We start from the raw sequence: 21,363 nt of genomic DNA on the forward strand, positions 1-21,363 counted from the left end.
GTAATGATGTAAATTATGCAAACAAACACCCCAATAAGTACACCCACACGCCCAACGCTGACCCACCTTATCCAATTAGACGGGGTTCGGTTTATTGCGGTTGCCCTAGTGTTATTTGACCACTGGACAATGGAGCGTATCGAATTACCAGTGGGTGCGTTAGGAGCCTTAGGTGTTACAATATTCTTTGTACTAAGTGGTTTCCTGATTACCCGCATTCTGCTTTCCAGCAAAGACAAACTCAGCAACCAACCCAATGGCGGCCTGTCGAAATACCTGAAAACATTTTACATCCGCCGAACCATCCGAATCTTCCCGGTCTATTACCTAACTTTATTTATACTGGCACTAGTCAACGAACCACCGGTTCGGCAAAAATTTGGCTGGCTGGCACTGTACGCCACAAACATTTATATTGCGTTTTACCATACCTGGATGGGCACCGTCGATCACCTCTGGTCGCTGGCTGTCGAAGAGCAGGTCTATCTTTTTCTACCTCTATTATTATTTATTATCCCACGTCGGTACGTGCCCGTAACCGCACTCTGTATGATTGTTGGTAGCGTTGGTCTGCGTTATGTATTATACCGCGCTCATCTACCCTGGTTTATTGGGTACGTATCAACGCCTACTTGCTTAGATTCATTTGGGTTAGGGGCGCTTATGGCCTACGGCTGGCTCTATCAGCGAGAACGGTTCGTTCAATTCTTCACACCAACTAGCTGGGTTTGGTTAAGCTTAATAGGTTTTATAGGAGTAGGCGTATTAAATAACTGGATTTCAATTGATTCGCCCAGGGGTTACCATAATATCATGTCTGATGTATGGGAACGGTTGGCAGCTTCATTATTTGGTTTTTTCCTGATTGGCCGGGCTATCCTGGGATTTGGTGGACTAATGCAATGGGTACTCGAAAACCCCGTCAGCCAATATTTGGGTCGTATCAGCTACGGCTTATATCTCTATCACAACTTCGTCTTCAATGTATATCATACCAAACCAACGCATTTCACCGTGCGATCCTGGAACTGGCTTACCAACCAGCTTCCGTTTTTGAATAGCTCCTATTTTTTTCAATTTTCGTTTTTTTTCTTCCTGACTCTCTTAATCGCTGTGGTCTCCTGGCACCTCATTGAAAAACCAATTAATGCACTGAAAGATAAATTTTCGTATTAATTCGTAGAGCCAAGGGGCATCCGGGAATGCTAACCGCTTGCTAATGTCATGTGCCATTGAGACCGTTAGCCGTTAACAATTTCCTATATTTGCAGTATTGATAAGAATACCTAATCCCGTTGGCACTAGTAGTTGGTCCAACTTATTTCAAACCTGTTGGCGAGCGCTGGGCGCCTAGCCAACCTCCTAAAGTACACTGAATGAGCCTCCTGCTGTCAATTGTAATGCCGGCTTACAATGAAGAAGAAGTGATCGAAACTGTTGTAAAACAGTGGACCGATTTGTTGACCCGTCAGTTTCCAACTGAAAATACCCGCCTGATCGTCGTTAATGACGGCTCGCGCGATAAAACGGGTGCTATCCTGGACCAAATTAAAGATCGTTACCCAAAACTGATGGTGGTCCATCAGGTTAATGGTGGTCATGGAAATGCGGTTGTCAATGGATATCGACAGGCCGTTGCACTGGATTCAGAATACGTTTTCCAAACCGATAGCGATGACCAGTTCATTACTGACGACTTTGGTAAATTATGGGCTAAGCGTAACGAATCTCCGTTTATTCTGGGCTATCGTGAAGAACGGTACGATGCCCTGGCCCGCTTGATCATTACCCGGATTCTTCGGTGGAGCATTGCGTTCATCTATGGAACGTATATCATGGACAGCAATATTCCCTTCCGGCTAATTCGAGGTACATTTTTGAAAAAGCTTTTGGCTCAGTTGCCTGATCCTACCCCATTTGCTCCCAATATTTTCCTGGCCGTAATGTCGAAAAAAGCAGGCTTCAATACCTTCGATATTCCAATAACCCACAAAGAACGCTTAACGGGTACCGTGTCTATTTTAAAGTGGAAACTCCTCAAGGTTTGTATTCAGAGTTTCAAAGAACTCGCTCAATTCCGCTTCGAATTAGGCAGTAAAGTCAAAGCCCTCAAGAAACCAGAACCTGTAACAGCGTAGATTGATGTAGGATATAGCGTGTATGATGTATGATGTCAACTAATTAAACATATAGGTTGGATCATCTATTATACACTGTACATCTTACATCCTATATCATACATCTGATTCCAACTTATGAAGTATAAGTATGTAATTATTGGCTCTGGCCCAACAGGTCTGGGAGCCGCTTATCGTCTGAAAGAGTTAGGTATTACCGACTTTATTGTTTTAGAGAAAGAAAATCGCATTGGAGGTCTGTCTAAAAGTTTTGTGGACGAAAAAGGATTCACCTGGGACGTTGGTGGTCATGTTCAATTTTCGCACTATAAATACTTCGACGACCTGATGTTAAAAGCATTGGGCGAAGATGGATGGCTTAGTCACCAACGTGAATCGTGGGTCTGGATCGAAAATCGCTTTGTACCCTATCCGTTTCAGAACAATATAAAGTACCTGACCCCTGAAACGATGTGGAAGTGCCTGGAAGGCATTATCCACAATTATAAATTCCCAACCAACCAGAAGCCCGCTAACTTTCGGGAGTGGATTCTGGCTACGTTCGGGCCAGGGCTAGCCGAAACGTTCATGTTCCCATACAACTTCAAAGTGTGGGCCTATCCCCCCGAAGATATGAATGCTGTTTGGGTGGGAGAACGAGTGGCCGTCACGGATTTACAGCGGGTTACCAAGAATATCATTTTCGATCAGGACGATTTTTCCTGGGGGCCCAATAGCACCTTTAAATTTCCGAAGCAGGGCGGTACAGGTGGTATCTGGGAAGCCGTTGGTGACCTCGTTGGCCGCGAGTATGTAAAGCTGAATGCAACAGTCGAAAAGGTAATCGGGTCAGAGAAAAAAATCGTGCTGGCCGATGGTGAAGAAATTCAGTACGAGAATTTGTTGAGCACCATGCCCCTCGATTTGTTCACGCAACGGGTGGAAGGCCTCTCCTCCGAAACCGTACAGACGGCGCAAGGGCTCAAGCATTCATCAACCAACGTGGTGGGAATCGGGCTGAAAGGCAAACCAAAAGAGAGCCTGAAAACCATGTGCTGGATGTATTTTCCAGAATACAACAGCCCCTACTATCGCGTAACGGTGTTCTCGAACTATAGCCCTAATAACGTACCAGATATCACGCAGAACTGGTCGTTAATGACCGAAACGAGCGAGTCATCGGCCAAACCTGTTAACCGGGAAACGCTGATTGATGACACGATTCGTGCCCTGATCGAAGATAAGCTGATTGAATCGGCCGACGATGTGGTCTCAACGTTCCACATGGCATTCGATTACGGTTATCCAACCCCCTCGGTAGAGCGGGATGGCATTCTGAAAGCCGTTCTGCCTCAGTTGGAGCCGTTTGGCATCTACTCAAGAGGTCGTTTTGGTGCCTGGAAATACGAGGTCAGTAATCAGGATCACTCGCTCATGCAGGGTGTTGAATGGGCAAACCGAGTAGCGGCCAATGTACCCGAAGTAACCATGCCTTTCCCCGAAACAGCTAACGCAATGTGGGGAAAGTAAACTAGTGGAGTACGTGCAGTAGGTGGAGTACGTTAATTGAGTGTCGTTTATTTACTGCACTTAGTTACCTTATTCCACCTACTGCACGTACTGCACGTATCAACTATCTATGAAACGAAATCTCTGGATTGGAGTTGGTGTACTGCTTCTGCTGGCGGCTTGCTGGTGGGGATACCGACAATTCTTTCCAGTGACTCGCTCCGTTGGCTCACTTGTTCCGCCGGGCGCGTTGATGGTACTGGCCAGCGACCGTCTGCAGGATACCATTTCAGCCCGATCATTGCGAACCGAGATGTCATTGCGGCAGATTCCGGTCTTTGATGAAGCCCGCCAACGTCTCGACCGATTTCTGTATGCAACCGCTGATTCGGCTACGGTACTACGGTTTGTTTCGGGCCGAACGATTCGCTACTCCCTCCATTCGGTTTCAAAAACAACGCTTGATTTTATTTTTTATATTCCGCTAACCGACAAAGATCAGGCCTTTCTGAACCGGGTGACAAACCCTGATCCTCGTCAGTACCGGGTATTAAATCACACATTTTCAGGCGAAAAAATTCTGGACTTTGTTTCCCGGATGAATGAACCAATAGGCTCATTTATCCTGACAGATGGTTTTTTGGTGGGTAGCGTATCCGGTATCCTGATCGAGAACGTTGCCAAGCGAATGCACCAATCGCTCAAACTGACGCACTCAGAGCCTGATTTTCGGGTCGATGCCGATCACCTGGCTGTTGTGTCGGTTCGGCCGGAAGTACTCCAGTCGTTGTTTAGTAATGTGGGGTCACTAGTGCGTTTATTCTTGCCCGAAGAATTAAACCTGCAATTCCGGCAATCGGCCTCCCGGTCGCACCTGATTGGCTATGCCGTTGACAAAATTGGCGGTCGGCGCGATGTAGCAGCGCTATTCGCCAATCAAACACCCCAACGGATTCAGCATGCTAATCTAATTCCGCAAACAACTGCTACTCTTTATCATATCAGTATTAGCGATGCACCCCGTTTTGGTCGTTCGTTGAGCAAACTACTCGGGTCAGCTTCCAGTGATTTTTTGCGGGATCGATTCAGTCAAATTGAACCAGATACCAAGGTACTTTACCAGTCACTGGGCAGCGATCTTTTATTGAGCCGCATGGAATCACCAACCGGTTCACTCCGGCAAATACTGATTCTGACAGCCCAAAATGGCAAGCAGCTTGCCAACGCCTACCAACAGATAGCCTATCGGGCAGGTGCCAGAACACCTACTCCTCCTAAAGATTATCTGGGCCATAAACTATTGCAGTTGAACGTACCCGAGTTACCTGCCTCCTTATTCAGTAGCTTATTTTCCGGTTTTTCGCAAAGCTGGATAACGCAGCATGGCTCCTCATTGATTGTGGCTAATAGTGAAGAGACCATGCAGGATTATCTGCAACAGTTACAACGGGGAGCGGTCTGGACAGCGGACGTACGCCAGGCAGAATTGCTCACGACAACCCTTCGCCCCGCCAATTTTACAGCTTTTATTCGACTGAACCGGGCTCAGACAACTGTCCCAACAACCTGGCCGCTAGCCTGGCAAAACCTGCTCGATCAGGTTGATCCAGTTTCTGGTAGCACAGCATTGTCTAATCTGGAAAATATGGCCTACCAGGCGAGCTACGGCAACGAAAACGTTCAGTCGACCGTAATTCTGGGACGCACAACCCGTCGGGCTAGTCGGGCGGTGCTCAATAAATTATTGTTGCACAAGAAAACGGAGTTCAACGCCCCCTTGATTGCAGCCCCCATTGTGACGGGAAATCTCAGCGACAGTTCGGCTCAGTTTTATGCTCAGAATAACGCGGGGCAATTTGTGCTGGTAACGCCCGAAGGCGATAAACTCGTACAGAATAACACCGATGGGCCGATTCGTAGCAACGCCTTAGGTGTCGACTTCCTGAATAATGGCCGCTTGCAATATTTGTTCATGACTGACCGGACACTCTATGTGGCTGATCCCGTACGTATCAGTAAACAAGTAGCGCTTCAGGCTATCCCGCTACCACATGGTATCGACCCATCGTATCTGGCACGCCCTCGAGGTAGTCAGCAACGAAATCTGGTTGCCTTAGCCGCCCATGAAGATGGACACATTTATGCTCTCGACCGTCAGCGTCGGGCCTTTGTACGTATCATGACGGCTCCGAATAAGGGCGTGCTCCAACTACCGTTTCAGGTTATAGCCACGCCAGCCGGTATGAACATTCTGGGTATGCAGGCCAATGGCACACTGAATTACTGGCGTGAAAATGGCAGCGAGTTTCCCCACTTCCCAGCTCGAATTGAACGAACAAACGAAGAGGAGCCCGAAATTAAGTTCGTTGGACCAGCACTACTACCAGCGGGGCAATCGTTGATTCAAACGATTGCCGATGAAGGTCAACTACTTACGATAAATACTAACGGACTGATTGCCAAACGAACGCAGCTCTATCGCCCAGTTCGGAATGGCTCGTTCCGGCTTTTCCCGGATGAAGATCAAACGAATTGGTTGCTGCTACGTACGACAGATACTGAAATAACCATTCTTGATCAGCGCGGACAACGGTTATTCGATGTTCGGGCGTTGCAATCGGGGCGAAACAACGTTCGGTATCATCGGCTTGGTGCCGGTATCGATCTGATTAGTGTTAAGTCGGGTGGATTCACGACTTTGTATGACCTGAATGGTCGTATTATTGGAGAACGTCCTATTCCAAGTGATTTTCCGGTGGCTCTGCAATTCGACGAGCGCACCAATGAATTATATATTCTGAGTGGCGCGCAGCAAGCCGTTCTGTTATTTAGTATTCGACTAAGATGAGGTGGTATAATGAGTAAAGTCAGTTAAGTAGGTGGAGTCAGTAAATGGTCATGACCAAGCTGCTCCACTCATTTCACCTACTCCACCAACTCCACTCATTTCACAAAAGTTAACCAAATGCGTTTTCTTCGTTATACTGTTTTATTGCTTGCCCTTATACTATGGGGGGGGGGTCTTTCCAGTACTGTGTCACACTGGCTTTATGAAATTGGTGTAATCGCCGACGACTATCGGTATGGTGATCTATACCGGCTATCGGCTCTACCTCAATTTAAACAAGCCCACCCGATTTGCCCACCTGCTAAGTTGTCAAGTGACACAGCATCAACACATCTTTACCTCATTGGCGACAGTTTCACCGAGCCGCAACGACTCAACAAGGAAGACTTTCATGTTAGCCATTTTCAGCGGGTTGGGTGGGATAATAAGCAAGCGGTCCAGTTAGATACAACCAAGCGAAATATCCTACTGATTGAATCGGTAGAACGGCATTTCCGACAACACTTTTCCCATCCGGTAACTGATTTTGTTGTTGAAAACGATACCAGCCACACCTTAGTTAATCAGCCAACCCTGAGCAAACGTATTAGTGATGACTTCCATCGTACTGATGTAGAAGAACGGCTGGAGTCGACCTTATTTAGTCAGGATTGGGCCTTTTGGTTTAAAGAACTTAAAGCTGCTCTAACACTCAACTGGTTTGATCGAACCAATACAAAGGTGAGCCTATCGAACGATAAAAAGAATGTGTTCCTGCATCTGGATACGGATACAACCCTACAAGTTGTCTCGTCATTCTCCGGGCTAACCGATCAGGAAGTCAATGTGCTGGTCGACAGCGTGAATGCAGTAGCGAAGCAGTATCGGCAGTTAGGTTTCGATGAAGTTTACCTCTCTATCATTCCCAATAAAGCGACTATTCTGGAAACGAATCGTACGGACTATAATCACCTGATCGAGCGAATCCAGAATAATCCAAACTTAGTTGTTCCAACGATCAACGTCTACGACTTCTACAAGCGTGCTACGGCATCACCTTATCTGAAAAGCGATACCCACTGGAATTGCGAAGGCCGTGCCATATGGCTCAATCAGGTCCGCCAGAAATTGCGGATTTAAGCCTGGTTTGGGCTTATAAACCGAGATAACCTCAGTCAAATTTGTGGATGGCTGTTAATCTACTGACAAATAGGGCAAATAGGGCTCTAATTTGCCCGTATCCCGAAATGCGGTAACCTGATGAAGCTTACTATTATAGGCATCGTAACAGAGTTCGACGTAGAAATCACGAAGATTATAAAGCAGGAAAATAGTATCGCCCTCGTAGCGGTTAGCTAGAATGTCGCCAGTAAAGTAAAGGGTGTCGAGTTGCTGTTGGGCGGGTAGGCTGGAGAAGTCGGCTGGTTGCATGGGCATTTGGGGTTGACAGGCGAAATAAGCAAAAAGCCGACGCCTTGCCAAACCCCTTCCCCAACTTTATATAATACAACTAAAACACTACCAATCTACAACTAAAATAAAAGTAGTCTAAAAGTCTACAATACAGCCTGGTTCTGTAGCCCGGATAAGTTTGCCGGACCACAAAATAAATTAGCCAATTTTCACTTCCCGCCCCGTTCGGGCAGCCTGGTAGATGGCCTCAACGATTTTGATATCACGAAGCCCTTCTTCGCCCGGTACCAACATTGGTTTTTTGTTCATGATCGCTTCGGCATCGTCATCCATTTGTTTCGTTTGCTGCCAGGGGACTTCGTATGGGTGTTCAATTTTCCCACCATTGCTCCATATGCCCTTCTGGCCATTGTAAGCCGAGTAAGGTTCCATCATCAATGTGCCTTTTGAGCCGGTAACGTTCAAAAAGTTCATATTCATCCCGTAGCTACTTTGTACAGCCGCCCGCGCTCCGCTGGGGAAAATGAGTTGGGCCATTGAGGTTTCATCCAGGCCGTTTTTATAGACGTCGGGACGGGCGGTATACTGCTGGGCCGTCACGGCAATGGGTTCCTCTCCTGTTGCCAGTCGGGCACCTTGCAGTACATACACTCCCATGTCGTACATGACGCCACCGCCCATTTCTTTTTTCTGTTTCCAGTGAGTCGTTCGGGCATCATAATAACCTGCCGAACAACTGACCATCAGAATTTTACCAATTTTCCCGTCGCGTAATCCCTTCACATACTCCTGCGTATTCGGTTCATGGTGAAGTCGATACCCGATTGCCAGCGACACCTTATTTTTAGCGCAGGCGTCGATCATATTCTGGCATTCCTTTGCTGTAACCGCCATCGGTTTCTCGCACCAGACGTGCTTACCTGCTTTGGCCGCACGTACTACGTATTCTTCGTGCATGGATGGGGGTAGCACTACGTAAACAACATCGATGTCGGGATTACTAGCGATCTGGTCGAAATTCTGATAGGTATAGATATTCTTATCAGGGATATTGTACTGTTTCTTCCATTTCTCGGCCTTTTCGGGCGTACCCGTCACGATACCGGCCAGGTAGCAGTTCTTCGTTTTTTGCAGGGCAGGTGCCAGCAGATCGGTACTGTAATAACCCAGTCCCACAAGCGCGACCCCAAGTCGGTCTTTGGCGGGCCTGGTAGCTGCCCAAAGTGAATTAGGCGAAAGTGTTGTCGCAATGCCCGTAAGGGCAGTTGTATGCAGGAAGGTTCGACGGTTGGCCATTTAGTTAGCGTTTGAACTACAAACTTCAACCTTTAAACTGTAATCCCAAAAACTTTTCCGGCTGAACCCGCCCGATAACCTTTTTGTTGAAAATGGGGTCTGTTCATAGAGAACGTCCTACTTTTGCCCTATGTCTAAGAACGTCAATATCGGTTTAGTACAAATGAGTTGCTCGGCAGATGTCGAGGCTAATATTCAGAAAGCGATCAACGGCATTCGCGAAGCAGCCCAGCAAGGCGCTCAGATTGTTTGTTTGCAGGAATTATTCACATCGCTTTATTTCTGTGATGTTGAAGATCATCACAATTTCAGTCTTGCTGAGGCTATACCCGGCCCAACGACTGACCGCCTGGGGAAGTTGGCAGGTGAGTTGGGAGTTGTCATTGTCGCTTCTTTATTCGAGAAACGAGCGATGGGGTTATATCATAATACTACGGCCGTTCTGGATGCTGATGGCTCCTATCTGGGTAAGTATCGAAAGATGCACATTCCTGATGATCCGGGTTACTACGAAAAGTTTTACTTCACCCCCGGCGACCTCGGTTATAAAGTTTTCGATACGAAGTTTGCCCGGATTGGGGTGCTGATCTGCTGGGATCAGTGGTATCCTGAAGCGGCCCGCATTACCGCCCTGATGGGTGCCGAATTGCTCGTTTACCCTACTGCCATTGGTTGGGATACCAATGAACCCGATCCAAAACAAAACGAAGAACAGTATAACGCCTGGCAAACCATTCAACGGAGTCACGCCATCGCCAATGGGGTTCATGTTGTCGCCGTTAACCGGGTCGGGCGCGAGGCCGACCAGAAATTCTGGGGTGGTTCGTTTATCGCGAATCCGTTTGGGTCTTTATTGTACCTGGCTCCGCACGATCAGGAACTGGTGCATGTGCAAACCATCGACTTAGCCCTATCGGAAAAATACAGAACGACCTGGCCCTACTTCCGCGACCGGCGTATCGACTCCTATCAGCCGATCACGAAACGCTATATTGACTAATTGATTTTCGAATTACGATTTCCTTCGTGCGTCAGTCAACAGGGTGCTCTTCTCGTAAATCAATACTTCCTTGAAATCCACTATGAAGTTACTCATTTTAGGCATAACGGCTGGTTTGGCGGGTGCTAGCTACTGGTTTTCGCGTTCGGCTTTGCCTGAACCGGTTGCCGTAAAACTACAGGGAACTGTTCCCCCACAAACGTCGCTGGCAGCTACACCACGTGCCCGGTTCACGCCCAGTACCAGAAAAGGCTTTTACAGCCTTGACGTTGTGGATGATTTTACATTGCCTGCTACCAAAATCCTGACATTCTGCGGAGCTGGGCGTAACCTGCATGTGCAACAGGATCGGACGAAAATTTTCCGACGCGGCTTTTCGTCCGTGGATCAGAGCCGGATGGTTCCGAACGTTGAAATCTGGAAGGATGGTTTACCGGGTAAAGGCTGGAAAAGCTCCCTCAAACAAAGCCAACGAGCCTGGATAGTTTACCAGAATCACTTTCGGGACGCTTTTGGGCTTGCCTGGGCGCAGAATAGTGAGAAAGCCAGTGAGACTTTATATCGGGCTATTCCGAACCGTGCCGATGCGTCAGCCCGAGTTAACCGTAATACCCTGTTCCAGGCCTCGTCGGAGTTAAGAGGGGGGTGCCTGAGCTTTGGCGACTGCCCGGAAACAGACTGGAAAAGTACGTTTGGCCTGATTTATCTGGACATTGAAAATGATGGAGCCAGTGTAGCCAACCGTCAGGAACAGGCAAATTTGTATACGTACATGATCAAAACGATCAAGGAGAATTCCAGTGCGCAAACATTGGTTGGCTCCATTGCGCCCGTACTACATAACAGCGTAGGCTATTCTCGGGACGAAGACTATAAAGCCGCGCCCGAGTGGCTCTGGACTACCCCTGCCAAACATACAGCCACCAGTCGCCAACGGGGTATGCCCGATGACATTCTGGGTAAATCCTTTGGTGATTATGCCGATTTTCAGATGCCTGGTACGTACTATGTATATCCTGATTTCGACTATTCTGCCAATCATACGGGCGATGGCGACCGGCACTGGTTAGCCGCGTTGCTAGGTGAACAGGAAGTCAACATGAAACTATCGCCAAAGAAACGTATTGCCTGGCAATGGCTGTTCAATACCCAGAGCGATCATCCGAACAGTGCCAAAGCAGAGCATGCTGCCCCCCCCGCCGTGGCTGAGGGTATGGGCATTTTTTACTGGTTTACGGGGGCCTACGGGGTGTTATTCTGGGACGATCAGATTGACCTAACTCCCGACCTACCCTCTCCTGCTGATCCGAACCAGAAAGGCCTTGGCAACGACCGGAACTACGCTTGCTATGAGCATTATGTTCACGGCCTATGGCGTTTATTTAAGCACCACGGCGACCTGTTCAATGGCAAAGAGACCTACCTAAACGAAGCGACGGAGTGTTCCTATGATGGTGGCCAAACCTGGTACAAATACAACGCGAATCAGATTAAAACCCACAACGTACCTTTCGTGAGGGCTATTGTCAATGGCGATCAGATTCTGGTAGCCGCTACAAAAGCCTACGCCCGATCAGGCCAAACGAACCAGGTCATGATGCGTTATGTGCAAAATGGCTACAGTTTTTACACGACTATTTCGCTCAAAGGCGACGAAATCTACCTGGGCCGGGCTACGATGAAAAAGGGGTGATCATTAGGCTAGACGTTTGTTGTTTAAGATTTCAGGTAGTTCATAAATGCACCAGCGGCCCGATTGAAACCTGAAACAACAAACTATCTTTGCCGCATGAATCTTGGTATTGAAATTGGCGGAACGAAATTGCAATTGGTTACGGGTGATATAACCGGCCAGATTACGCAGCGATTTCGTTTTATGATTGACCCATCTCAGGGCGCAGACGGTATTCTTTCTCAAATTGCAACGACGATTCGGCAACTCCCGGAGCCCCCTCAATCAATTGGCGTTGGCTTTGGTGGACCGGTTAATTGGCAGACCGGGCAGATTGCTACGTCACACCAAATTGCGGGATGGGCAGGCTTTGAGTTGGCCAATTGGCTTCAGGAGCAAATACCAGGAGCTACCGTACGAATTGAGAATGATGCTAACGTTGCGGCTCTTGGAGAAGCTCGGCGAGGTGTTGCAACTGGCTTTAAACGGGTGTTTTACGTTACTCTGGGTAGTGGCGTTGGTGGTGGCATGATCGTAGATAACCAACTCTACCACGGGGCCTTACCTGGCGAAGCTGAAATTGGTCATCTTTGGCTTGTACCACCCGGCGATTTAACACCTGGGCAAACAGTTGAACAAACAATATCCGGCTGGGCTGTTGATCAGCAGATTCGCGACTTACTCCCGCAACTGCCCGATGATTCGGCGCTGAAACTAGCCGTCCAGCAAGCCCATGCTAATGGGTCTGTTGGCAAAGAAGCTCGTTTTTTGCACCCTGCCTACGAAGCGAGTGATCCCGTTGCCCGCATGCTGATTGAGCAAATTGGCTCGGTAGCTGCCCTGGGACTCTCCCATGTGGTCCATCTATTCCACCCCGATGCCATCGTATTAGGCGGTGGGATTTCACTTATTGGAGAGCCTTTACGTGCAGCAATCCGGCAGGCTTTACCCCGCTTTGTCATGAAATCATTTCAGCCACCACCAATTGTCCTGCTAGCCAAACTCGGCGAAGATGCCGTACCAGTTGGGGCGTTAGAACTAGTGACCACTCCTATTTAATTTATACAATTTGCAATAGCCTTTAGGCCAACTTATAGCGTACTATCCTTGTACCCCAAATTACCTATTACCTAAGTCCATGAACCAAACTTATTTTAAAAATTACCTAGACCAGCAAAAAGCGGCCTACGAAGCCATCCCCATTGATCAGGTAGAACAGTTAATCAATCTTATCAAAAAATGTTGGGAAGATGACCGGCAGTTATTCGCTTTTGGGAACGGAGGCAGCGCGTCTAATGTATCGCACTTTATTACCGACCTTGGCAAAAGTGCGTCCGACATCATGGGCAAGCGGTTCAGGTGCACGTCGCTCAATGAGAGTGTTTCCTGGATTACAGCGCTTGGGAATGATTACGCTTACGAAGATATTTTCCTCCGTCAGCTCCAGAACTATGCCCGCCCCGGCGATCTGGTATTGACACTCAGCGTGAGCGGAAATTCCCCCAATGTAGTTAAAGCGGTACAGTGGGCCAACGACAATGGGTTGACTACTATTGCCCTTGTTGGTGCCAAACGAGGCCAATTGGCTGATCTCGCCCATGAGTCAATTGTTATTCAGGATGAGCATTATGGCCGAGTTGAAGATGCCCAGATGACCATCTGCCATATGCTGTGTTATGGATTTATTGAAGAAGGCAGAAACGGATAAATCATCTGTTCCCAGAACAACGTTTTATGAATAAGACGCTCCTTTTCGTTATCAATTTGATATTCGCAGCCTTCTCTGGAGCTGCCGTTAGTATGGCTCAATCAGCGTTGTCTCTTACGAATTATACGTACTCGCCAACGCAACTGGTTATTGGTACGATTCAGTCAAAAGAACCAGTGGCCCGATTTACATTGCGAGGCCCAAATGCGGCTCTTTTTAGTGTAAACAAGGATAATCAACTGGCCATAAAATCAGCAGCCACAAAATCCTCAACGCAATGGTATGATCTTATTATTGAAGGTCGGGGCGAAAAGGGTACGCAACGGGATACATTTCGGCTGGTAAACGATCAGTTCATTCGAAATCAGGTTATTGCCCACCGGGGTGCCTGGAAGCAAAGCGGAACCACCGAAAACTCACTTACCTCTTTAAACAATGCAGTCAAACTGGGTTGTATGGGGAGCGAGTTCGATGTTCACATGTCGTCCGATTCCGTTTTATTTATTCATCATGACCCAACCATTGAGGGGATAGAGATTGAAAAAACACCAGCCAGTGAATTGGCTAAACTCAAACTTAGTAACGGGGAGGCCTTACCCACACTGGATGCTTACTTGCGGGAAGGCATGAAACAGAACCGAACCCGCCTGATTCTGGAGATCAAAACCTCTAAGCTAGGCCGGTCGATGGCGTTAACGGAACGGGTCGTAGCCATGGTGCATCACTTAAAAGCGCAGGCCTGGGTGGAGTATATTGCCTTTGATTACGACGTCTGCAAGAAAGTTAAAGCCTTGGATCCGGTGGCGAAGGTGTCCTACCTCAATGGAGATAGATCACCGGCTCAATTAGAAGCAGATCGGTTAAACGGTTTTGATTACCATTTTTCTGTTCTGAAAAAGAACGAAGCCTGGCTACAGGATGCTAAACAACGGCATCTGACAACGAATGCCTGGACGGTGAATGATCAGCCAACCCTTCAGTGGTTTCTGGATCAACATGTGGACTATATCACGACCAATGAACCAGAGTTGCTCCTGAAGTTAGTAAGTAGGTAGTTATTGAGTTACTGGTTATACATAGCTTTTAGAATAACCAGTAACTCAATAACCTATAACCAAATCAGGAATATCGGTCATTCCGCCAGGGATAAGCTGTATTTGAATAGCCCCGCTCCTCCCAGAAGCCTAGCTGATTTTTATCAAGAAATTCAATTCGTTTAATCCACTTGGACCCCTTCCAGGCGTACAGTTGGGGCGTTATCATACGAAGTGGCCCACCGTGTTCTAGCGGTAACGGCTGACCATCGGCGGTATGGACCAATAACACATCAGGCTTGAGAGCCTCTTCAAGCGACACATTCGTTGAATAGCCATCATAGCCATAACACATAATGTGCGTTGCTGAACCTTTTGGATCAACCAAAGCAGCCAGGTCCATAAATCGAACGCCTACCCAGGGAATATTCAGCCGAGACCAGGTAGTAACACAATGAAAATCACTGGTATCCTTTACCTGCGGTAACGCCATCAAATCCTCCCACTTGAGTCGGACAGGGTGGTTTACAGCTCCATCAATATTTAGCTGCCATTTGTCGAGTGGAATATTCGGCTGGTACCCTAAGTCCAGAACGGGCCATTTAGTCGTCACTGTCTGCCCGACCGGTACAGTTGGCATACCATGGCGATTTGTGGGACCAGACCCCCGCGGCTTTTCGTCAGTAAGAGAAGGCGTCTGAGCCATTTTGTCCTCAAACCGGCGTTTAAGCTTCATTCGGGCTTCAATAATTCGATCGGTTTTTTCGTTCGCATCCATACCTTTATAAGCCAAATCCGTCAAAAAAAGTTATTACGTTTATCCAACATTTTTATCAGTAGTAACCAACTGCCCGTACAGTATTATCTGAATTAAACGCCTAGGCAACACGCACATAACTTCCCAGCAGTTTTACCTCGGCGGAGTGGTGATTCAGAATTTCCTGCAAATCAGGATCGCTGGCATGGCCCTCACATTCGAGCAAAAACCAGTAGCGGAACGTGGCTCCATCGCGCAGAGGTCGGCTTTCAATTTTTGTCAGGTTGATCCGTCGGGCGTTAAACTCCTGAAGAAACTCGGCCAGCACCCCCGGCGATTCGGTATTGGGCAAACGGGCAATAAGCGTGGTTTTGTCGTGGCCGCTGGGTTGATTCACAAAGTCTTTCGCCAAAATCAGGAAACGAGTTCGGTTTAGATCGCTGTCTTCAATATTATCGAACAAAACCGGCACATCGAACAATTTGGCCGCAATACTGGAACACAATGCTGCCGCATTCGGGTTTTGGGACGCCATCTTAGCCGCTTTTGAAGTCGATTCGACCGGAACGAACTCAGCTTTAAACCCATCGAATGAATCGTGTAAGAACCGACTGCACTGCCGGAAAGCAATGTCTTTAGAATAAACGTGTGTGATATCGGCTAGATTTTCAGCCTTGGTTGCAAAGGTAAAATGCACCGGAATTTCAGCCTCAGCCGCAATGCTCAGATTCTTTTCGAGCAACAGGTCGATAGCTTCACTAACAACTCCCTCCTGATTATTTTCAATAGGTACTACGCCAAATCGAACCCGCCCCGTTTCGACGCTCTCGAATACGGATCGAATCGTTGGCAACGCCATATAGGTGCTCAAAGCTCCAAAACGGCTTTCGGCGGCCTGATGCGTAAAACTGCCTTCGGGTCCCAGATAGGCCACGCGTTCGGGCAGTTCCAGATTGCGGGACACGGCAAAGATTTCCAGGAAGATGGCCTCAATTGCCGGACGGTTCAACAAACCATTATTCTGCTCATGAAGCCGATCAATGATTTGCTTTTCGCGCTCAGGACGATAGATAACGGCATTGGTTGAACGCTTTAGTTCACCCACCTGGCGCACCAGTTCCATGCGCTGATTCAGCAATGTCAGTAATTGATCGTCGAGGGCGTCAATGTTATTACGGAGAGAGTCAAGAGTCATTAAAAAAGCCGGTAAGTCAATAAGTCAGTCAGTCGGGCAGTACACTACATCATGCCGACTCACAAACTTACCACTTACCGACTTACCGACTTACTGACTCACTAAATTTTCTACACCAACGCGACTTCGTCTACATCTTTTTCGATACGTAGATTGTCAATGATAAACCGTTGGCGGTCGGGCGTATTCTTGCCCATATAATAGCTAAGTAATTTGGGAACAGAGGTTTCCTTCTCCATAATTACGGGTTCAAGACGCATATTTTCACCAATGAACAGGCCAAATTCATCCGGCGAAATTTCTCCTAATCCTTTGAATCGGGTGATTTCTACCTTTTTTCCACTTTTTATTAATTTATCCGTAGCCTTCTGCTTTTCGTCTTCCGAATAACAGTAGGTTGTTTCTTTATGGTTTTTCGGATTCCGAACCCGGAATAGGGGCGTTTCAAGAATATAGAGGTGGCCGTTACGCACCAGATCGGGGAAAAACTGAAGAAAAAACGTCAGCATCAACAAACGGATGTGCATGCCATCGACATCAGCATCGGTAGCAATCACAATTCGATTGTAACGAAGCCCGTCCAGTCCTTCTTCGATATCCAGGGCATGTTGAAGCAAGTTAAATTCCTCGTTTTCATACACCACTTTTTTGGTCAGTCCGAAGCAATTCAACGGTTTACCTCGCAAACTGAACACGGCCTGCGACTGCACATTGCGCGATTTGGTAATAGAGCCACTGGCCGAATCCCCTTCCGTAATAAACAACGTAGATTGGTACCGATCGTCGGCTTTCAGGTCGGGCAGGTGGTTACGGCAATCGCGTAATTTTTTATTGTGAAGGCTTGCTTTTTTGGCACGATCATTGGCCAATTTTTTGATACCGGCTAGTTCTTTACGCTCTCGCTCCGACTGTTCGATTCGCTTTTTAAGGGCATCACGTACGGCGGGGTTAATGTGCAGGTAATTATCCAGGCGTTCTTTAACAAAATCCTTTACGAACGAGCTTACCGATTGGGCATTTTGCTCGGGCGACATGTTTTGTGAGCCAAGCTTTGTTTTTGTCTGTGACTCAAAAACAGGCTCCTGAACCCGGATACTAACAGCTGCGATGATTGAGGACCGAATATCCGATACCTCATAATTTTTGTCGAAGTGACGACGAACTGTTTCAACGACAGCCTCTTTAAGTGCGTTCAGATGTGTGCCGCCCTGCGTTGTGTATTGACCATTCACAAATGAGTAATATTCTTCTCCGTACTGATTGCCGTGGGTCATGGCAATTTCGAGATCGTTCCCTTTCAGGTGAATGATAGGGTATCGAAGAGAATCTTCATCTTTCTTGGTCTTGTCACGAAGCAGATCCAGCAGCCCGTTCTGCGAAATATATTTTTGCTTGTTAAAGGCAATGGTCAGGCCAGCATTCAGATAGCAGTAGTTCCAGATCATATTCTCCAGAAACTGCGGAATGAAATGAAAATTCTTAAATACGGTATCGTCGGGCTCGAAGCAGATCAGTGTACCATTTCGTTCAGTGGTGGTATCTTCACCCTTTTGCTTGAGTTCGCCCCGCTCAAATTCGGCCCAGACGGTGCGGCCTTCGCGGAACGATTGCACGCGAAAATAGGTGGACAATGCGTTTACAGCTTTTGTACCCACGCCATTAAGGCCCACCGACTTCTGAAACGCCCCCGAGTCGTATTTACCACCCGTGTTTATTTTCGATACGACTTCAACAACCTTTCCCAGTGGAATACCCCGGCCATAGTCGCGCACCTCTACCCGATGGTCCGTGACACGAACGTCAATGGTCTTGCCAAAGCCCATTACGTGTTCGTCGATGCAGTTGTCAATGGTTTCTTTAATAAGCACATAGATGCCATCATCGGCAGCCGATCCATCGCCAAGTTTGCCGATGTACATGCCTGGTCTCAGGCGAATGTGCTCGCGCCAATCCAGCGAGCGGATACTGTCTTCGTTGTATTGAACTGACTGATTCAGCAATTCTGCCATAGAGAGTTGTAAACTAATAAACTAAAGTAAGCAGTTGTGTAGTGTATCTACTCAAAAGTGAACATCGGAAAAATCATACCCAGTCTATCAAGGGTATAAAAGTTACCGTTGAAGAGGAAACTATTTATAATCCAACAAAAGTTCGCTTACTTTGCCGACTGAACTGTCCTATGTACTACGTAACCTATCTGTTCGTTAGATACAGGCTCCGTCTTCATCGTTCGCGAGTTGTTCGACATCTTAAAAATATGCAAAAATCAGGAAATATGCACGTCTTGCCGCTAATTTTTTTTCATTTTGTGGCAACCCGTTTACAACGTTACTTTCGTTTTGGTTTAACCGTTCTTCTGATCATCCTGGTTAGGGTAACAACGCAGGCGCAAATTGCTCCATCATCTGGAGTTGGACCGGCTCCGGCTTCAGGTTTGCCCAGTAGCTCACCGTCGTCACCTGCCAAAGGACAAGCTCTACCACAAGGAGTTAATATAAATAATCTGCCTGCTGGCGTTCAGCAACAGATTAACCAACGAAATGGTCAGGGGGCTACCAATGGCCGTACCGCCACCCCTGGTACGAATCAATCGCCAACCGGAAATGACTTTTCGCAGAAAGTAGATTCGACACAACAAGGGCTAACCGATAAGGAAATCGCTGCCGAAAGCGTTAGGCGGGCGCGAAACCGAGAGTTGACAGAAAGACGGGAGAAATTGTTTGGCTATTCGCTTTTCAATGACCCGGCCATGGCTACCACCTTCCAACCCAATATGAGCATGGCGACACCCCGTAATTATATTGTGGGGCCGGGCGATGAACTGAATATTCAGATGTATGGCTATTCGGTAGGCGATTTTTCTCAGAAAGTATCGCCGGAAGGGTACGTTTATATAGCAGGACAGTCAGGTATTGGGCCCATTTTTGTATCAGGCTTGAGTGTCGACAAAGCGAAAGAGCGTTTAATAAGCCGAATGTCGACCAAATTTGTTGGTCTTCGTAACTCGTCATATGGTGCGCAGAATACCTTTCTGGAAGTCTCGCTTGGTAATATTCGCAGTATCCGGGTAACGGTAACGGGCGATGCAGTGCGACCCGGTACTTATACAATGTCTGGACTATCGACAGTCATGAACGCCATTTATCAGGCAGGTGGTCCTAACGATATTGGATCGTTTCGTAGAGTACAGCTCATTCGTAACAACAAAGTGGTTGCAACCCTTGACCTGTATGATTACTTGTTAAACGGAATTCAACGGAACGATTTACGGTTACAGGATAATGACAATATTCGGTTCACTACATACATTGAACGAGTTGAAATTAACGGAGCAGTTAAGCGATCGAATATTTTTGAAATGCTACAGGGCGAAACCATGGAGCGACTCCTGTTCTATGCCGGGGACTTCACATCTAACGCCTATAAAAACCGAATTCAGTTAACGCGGATTACAGACAGGGAGTTAAAAGTCATGGACGTGACCGTTCCTGAATTCAAGACGTTTGTGATGCGGGATGGCGATGTAGTTACCATAGAACGGTTGCTGAATCGTTTTGAAAACAAATTAACCATCGAAGGAGCCGTTTATCGGCCCGGCGAGTATTCTCTGGATAACAACAAGACGCTCAAACAATTGATTGCCTCTGCCGAAGGCCTGAAAGGCGATGCATTTACGGGTCGTATTACCATCAGCCGTACCCGCGAAGACCTTGCCATGGAAAACCTTTCCATCAATTTGGCCAATATTATGGCAGGTACTGAACCCGACATCCCGTTACAACGCGAAGATCAAGTCATTATTCCGTCGCGCTTCCAACTAGCTCAGGCGGCAACTATCTCGGTGACGGGCGAAGTAAATAGCATAGACACGGATATGCCGTATATGGCCAATATGACCCTGAATGATGCTCTCGTACGGACGGGTGGCCTCAAGGAGTCGGCTGCGGCATCGCTGGTGGAAGTTATCCGTCGCAAAAAGGATGTTGATCCCCGTTCACCTTCGGCTCAGATTGCCGAGATTTTCCGTTTCAACGTCAACCGTGATTTATCTATCAATTCAGATGCGAACAAAACGTTCACGCTGGAGCCCTTCGATCAGATTATTGTCCGCCGGTCACCTAATTACTCGGTTCAAACGTATGCAACGGTAGCCGGTGAAGTTATTCTGCCGGGTTCGTATGCGATTATTAGTAAAGACCAGAAAATTTCCGATCTGGTCAATCAGGCAGGTGGTCTTACTCCTCAGGCTTATGTCGAAGGGGCCACGCTGGTTCGGCCAGTGAGGCTAAGTGCAGAAGAATTACGACGCAAGCAACGTTCTATTGAAGAAGTTGCCGATAATGCAACGAAATCTGCGGTTGTTACTGAGACTGTTTCGCCGAACTCCGTTGAGTCAATTGACATTAACCTGAAAAAGATTCTGGCTAAGCCGGGCTCAACAGAAGATATTCTGGTTCAGGAAGGCGATACCTTGCGGATACCCAAACTACTTGAAACGGTTCGTATTCAGGGCGAAGTCCAATTACCTAAAACGGTTAAATTCCGAAGTGGGCAGACCTTCCAGGATTACATTTCCGAAACGGGCGGCTTCACTACTAAATCGCAACGTCGGCGATCGTTTATCGTGTATGCCAATGGCTCTGTTGACAGAACGCGCAAGTTTATGTTCTTTAATGTATATCCGCGCGTTGAGCCCGGGGCTGAAATCATTGTTCCCAGAAGGACCACTAACCCGCTTACTGCCCAACAAGTGTTAACATCAACCGTTGGTATTGCGGGTTCCTTGTTAACCCTTATTACCACGGTCTTATTGATTACTCGTATTCCCTAAGCAG

Annotated in this window: 16 protein-coding genes; 11 read left to right on the plus strand and 5 right to left on the minus strand. The window is 47.5% G+C overall.

Going from position 1 to position 21,363, the window contains the following annotated elements; all coding sequences use genetic code 11:
• Positions 1–15: 15 nt before the first annotated feature.
• From ACYVGO_RS27855 to ACYVGO_RS27875, 5 genes are all read left to right on the plus strand, one after another.
• On the plus strand, positions 16–1,176 hold the full coding sequence (locus tag ACYVGO_RS27855; protein WP_460972065.1) for an acyltransferase family protein: 1,161 nt from the start codon (positions 16–18) through the stop codon (positions 1,174–1,176).
• A 200-nt stretch (positions 1,177–1,376) separates the two neighbouring features.
• The gene (locus ACYVGO_RS27860) at positions 1,377–2,138 is read left to right on the plus strand and encodes a glycosyltransferase family 2 protein (protein WP_142772657.1); all 762 of its coding nucleotides are present in this window, start codon (positions 1,377–1,379) and stop codon (positions 2,136–2,138) included.
• Between the two features lie 117 nt (positions 2,139–2,255).
• Complete coding sequence (locus ACYVGO_RS27865; RefSeq protein WP_460972066.1) at positions 2,256–3,647, plus strand: protoporphyrinogen/coproporphyrinogen oxidase; 1,392 nt, start codon at positions 2,256–2,258, stop codon at positions 3,645–3,647.
• A gap of 109 nt (positions 3,648–3,756) precedes the next feature.
• Complete coding sequence (locus ACYVGO_RS27870; protein ID WP_142772655.1) at positions 3,757–6,474, plus strand: hypothetical protein; 2,718 nt, start codon at positions 3,757–3,759, stop codon at positions 6,472–6,474.
• A 117-nt stretch (positions 6,475–6,591) separates the two neighbouring features.
• Entirely contained in the window at positions 6,592–7,593 is a 1,002-nt protein-coding gene (locus tag ACYVGO_RS27875; RefSeq protein WP_460972067.1) for a hypothetical protein, read from the plus strand.
• Positions 7,594–7,647: 54 nt separating this feature from the next.
• On the opposite strand, the gene ACYVGO_RS27880 is transcribed toward ACYVGO_RS27875, so the two are convergent.
• Both ACYVGO_RS27880 and ACYVGO_RS27885 read right to left on the minus strand, forming a co-directional pair.
• Positions 7,648–7,884, minus strand: a complete 237-nt coding sequence (locus tag ACYVGO_RS27880; protein WP_142772653.1) for a hypothetical protein — start codon at positions 7,882–7,884, stop codon at positions 7,648–7,650.
• Between the two features lie 180 nt (positions 7,885–8,064).
• Positions 8,065–9,162: a Gfo/Idh/MocA family protein gene (locus ACYVGO_RS27885; RefSeq protein WP_460972068.1), complete on the minus strand. Its 1,098-nt coding sequence runs from the start codon at positions 9,160–9,162 to the stop codon at positions 8,065–8,067.
• Positions 9,163–9,292: 130 nt separating this feature from the next.
• Between ACYVGO_RS27885 and ACYVGO_RS27890 the strand changes: the two genes are divergently transcribed.
• The 5 genes from ACYVGO_RS27890 to ACYVGO_RS27910 all read left to right on the plus strand — a co-directional run bounded on the left by ACYVGO_RS27890 (position 9,293) and on the right by ACYVGO_RS27910 (position 14,597).
• Positions 9,293–10,162: a carbon-nitrogen hydrolase gene (locus ACYVGO_RS27890; protein ID WP_460972069.1), complete on the plus strand. Its 870-nt coding sequence runs from the start codon at positions 9,293–9,295 to the stop codon at positions 10,160–10,162.
• 82 nt (positions 10,163–10,244) lie between these two features.
• Positions 10,245–11,855 (plus strand): hypothetical protein, encoded by a 1,611-nt coding sequence (locus tag ACYVGO_RS27895; protein WP_460972070.1) that lies wholly within the window; start codon positions 10,245–10,247, stop codon positions 11,853–11,855.
• A 96-nt stretch (positions 11,856–11,951) separates the two neighbouring features.
• The gene (locus tag ACYVGO_RS27900) at positions 11,952–12,893 is read left to right on the plus strand and encodes an ROK family protein (protein WP_460972071.1); all 942 of its coding nucleotides are present in this window, start codon (positions 11,952–11,954) and stop codon (positions 12,891–12,893) included.
• A 79-nt stretch (positions 12,894–12,972) separates the two neighbouring features.
• The gene (locus ACYVGO_RS27905; RefSeq protein WP_142772648.1) at positions 12,973–13,542 is read left to right on the plus strand and encodes a D-sedoheptulose-7-phosphate isomerase; all 570 of its coding nucleotides are present in this window, start codon (positions 12,973–12,975) and stop codon (positions 13,540–13,542) included.
• Positions 13,543–13,568: 26 nt separating this feature from the next.
• Positions 13,569–14,597, plus strand: a complete 1,029-nt coding sequence (locus tag ACYVGO_RS27910) for a glycerophosphodiester phosphodiesterase (RefSeq protein ID WP_460972072.1) — start codon at positions 13,569–13,571, stop codon at positions 14,595–14,597.
• Positions 14,598–14,661: 64 nt separating this feature from the next.
• Here ACYVGO_RS27910 and ACYVGO_RS27915 read toward each other — a convergent pair whose 3' ends face one another.
• The 3 genes from ACYVGO_RS27915 to ACYVGO_RS27925 form a co-directional block, all read right to left on the minus strand.
• Entirely contained in the window at positions 14,662–15,354 is a 693-nt protein-coding gene (locus tag ACYVGO_RS27915) for a sulfite oxidase-like oxidoreductase (protein WP_460972073.1), read from the minus strand.
• 100 nt (positions 15,355–15,454) lie between these two features.
• Positions 15,455–16,528 carry a prephenate dehydratase gene (pheA, locus tag ACYVGO_RS27920; protein ID WP_142772645.1) on the minus strand — a complete coding sequence of 358 codons (1,074 nt, stop codon included), beginning with the start codon at positions 16,526–16,528 and terminating at the stop codon, positions 15,455–15,457.
• Between the two features lie 110 nt (positions 16,529–16,638).
• A complete protein-coding gene (locus tag ACYVGO_RS27925) occupies positions 16,639–18,537 on the minus strand; it encodes a DNA topoisomerase IV subunit B (protein WP_210422468.1) in 1,899 nt (632 codons plus the stop codon).
• Between the two features lie 248 nt (positions 18,538–18,785).
• On the opposite strand from ACYVGO_RS27925, the gene ACYVGO_RS27930 reads away from it, so the two are divergent.
• The gene (locus ACYVGO_RS27930) at positions 18,786–21,359 is read left to right on the plus strand and encodes a polysaccharide biosynthesis/export family protein (RefSeq protein ID WP_142772644.1); all 2,574 of its coding nucleotides are present in this window, start codon (positions 18,786–18,788) and stop codon (positions 21,357–21,359) included.
• Positions 21,360–21,363: the final 4 nt, after the last annotated feature.

The organism is Spirosoma migulaei (assembly GCF_054776855.1).